General features: G+C 66.0%; 1 protein-coding gene and 2 pseudogenes. 2 read left to right on the plus strand and 1 reads right to left on the minus strand.

The genetic code is table 11. The features are described from left to right. Window positions 1-218, minus strand: a pseudogene (locus JMF90_RS35375) (efflux transporter periplasmic adaptor subunit); the annotation flags it as partial. A 151-nt stretch (window positions 219-369) separates the two neighbouring features. Here JMF90_RS35375 and JMF90_RS35380 point away from each other — a divergent pair. Together JMF90_RS35380 and JMF90_RS35385 are read left to right on the plus strand one after the other, a co-directional pair. Then, on the plus strand, window positions 370-1,017 hold the full coding sequence (locus tag JMF90_RS35380; RefSeq protein ID WP_011694295.1) for a TetR family transcriptional regulator: 648 nt from the start codon (window positions 370-372) through the stop codon (window positions 1,015-1,017). 338 nt (window positions 1,018-1,355) lie between these two features. Then, window positions 1,356-1,835, plus strand: a pseudogene (locus JMF90_RS35385) (M23 family peptidase); the annotation flags it as partial.

The following is a 1,835-nucleotide window of genomic DNA, read 5'->3' on the forward strand; positions in this document are numbered from 1 at the left end:
CGCGCGCGGACTTCCGCCTGCCGGTAGGCGTCGAGCCGGCCCGGCAGTTCGACAGTCATCGGCACGGCCGTCGGGCGCACCGTCACGACGGTGGCCTGCTTCGCGGTCTCCGGCGCGGCATCCTTGTCGCCCTTTCCGCATCCGGCCACGGCCAACAGGGCCGCGAGCGCGAACGGCGCCAGCCGCATGCGGCGCCACTGGGTGCGTTTGTTATTCATGTTCTGACCTCGGATCATTCGCCGCCGATACAATGCGGCGGCTCAGGGTGGCCGATTATAATCAGTCACGACTGATTAAATACGCGCGCTTTCAATCTGGCTGACACACTGTCTCAATAAAACGACAGCGAACTGTAAGGAATTTCACGACATGGCCCGCAAGACCCGGGAAGAATCGCTCGCCATCAAGCACCGGATCCTCGACGCCGCCGAGCTCGTGCTGCTCGAAAGAGGCGTCGCGCAAACCGCGATGGCGGACCTCGCCGAGGCCGCCGGGATGTCGCGGGGCGCCGTCTACGGCCACTACCGCAACAAGATGGAAGTGTGTCTGGCGATGTGCGACCGCGCGTTCGCGCGCACGTCGGAAGGGTTCGACGCGGGCGACGGCCTGCCGCCGTTCGCGACGCTGCGGCGTGCCGCGTCGCACTATCTGCAGGAATGCGGCGAGCCTGGCCCGATGCAGCGCGTGCTCGTGATTCTCTATACGAAGTGCGAGCAAAGCGAGGAGAACGGCGCGCTGCAGCGGCGCCGCATGCTGCTCGAGCTGCAGATGCTGCGGATCACGAAGGCGCTGCTGCGTCGCGCGATCGCCGCCGGCGAACTTGCCGTCGATCTCGACGTGCACCTCGCCGCCGTCTATCTCGTGTCGCTGCTCGAAGGCGTGTTCGCGTCGATGATCTGGACCAACCGGTTGCGCGGCAACCTGTGGAACGACGCCGAGGCGATGCTCGACGCCGGCTTCGACGCCGTGCGCACCTCCGCCGCTCTGCGCCGACGCGCGCAAAAATTGCCGGACTGACGAGAATCGTCGTAACAAATGCTGATTTAACCCGACTTACCGCACTGCGAAACGAACGAGCTGACCCTCTTTAAAATTTTTAACGTTTCGCGGAACATCGGTAGACTGACGCTGTCATCTTTCTTTAGCGTCTTCGTGATAACCGGGTTCGACCCGGTATGCACGCCGCCGTTCGAAGCGGGCACTGCCCCGCAGGTTGGGTCGAACGGAAACGACACAGGCCCCTGGCGGGGCCTGTTTTGTTGCACGCCCGCCGCCCGCCCCGTCGCCGTTTGACGGTGCGCCGCCGGCGGCCCCCGCCCACACCCCTTTGAACCGCTTTCCTGGATGTGGACACCTTGGTCAAGTCCGTCGCAACCCCTGATGCCGTCGCACCCGGTCGCGCGCAGCGCGTCGTGCGCACGCTCGTGCCGGCCGCCGTGCTCGGCGCCCTCGCCGCATTCGGCCTCGCCGCCGCGTTGCCGGCCGTGTCGCAACTGCCGGGCGCCGTCGATTCAGGCACGGCCGCGCTGCCGCAGCGCGTGCTGTCCGATACGCCGTTTCCCACCGCGCAGCATTTCGTGACGAGCGAGCTCGCCCGCACGATCGGCGAGCGCAACGAACACCTCGATCGCAATGACCGCAGTGTGCAGCCGGGCCTGTTCGCGCCGCTCAGCGCGCATCGCAACGACATGCTCGGCTATACGAGCCTGTTTCAGTTCGCGGCGCCCGACCACCAGCAAGGCATGCGCGCGGGCGACATCGAACTCACGCTGTCCGATACGCTGAACCGTCTCGACGTGCCGCCCGAAGTGCGCATCCAGCTCGGCGATCTCGTC

Source organism: Burkholderia sp. E168m23 (assembly GCF_016586125.1).
In the GTDB taxonomy this organism is placed as follows: domain Bacteria; phylum Pseudomonadota; class Gammaproteobacteria; order Burkholderiales; family Burkholderiaceae; genus Burkholderia; species Burkholderia orbicola.

Excerpts from the sequence above, each read along its gene's own strand:
- JMF90_RS35380 (WP_011694295.1), top strand. The coding sequence starts at position 370 with ATGGCCCGCAAGACCCGGGAAGAATCGCTCGCCATCAAGCACCGGATC.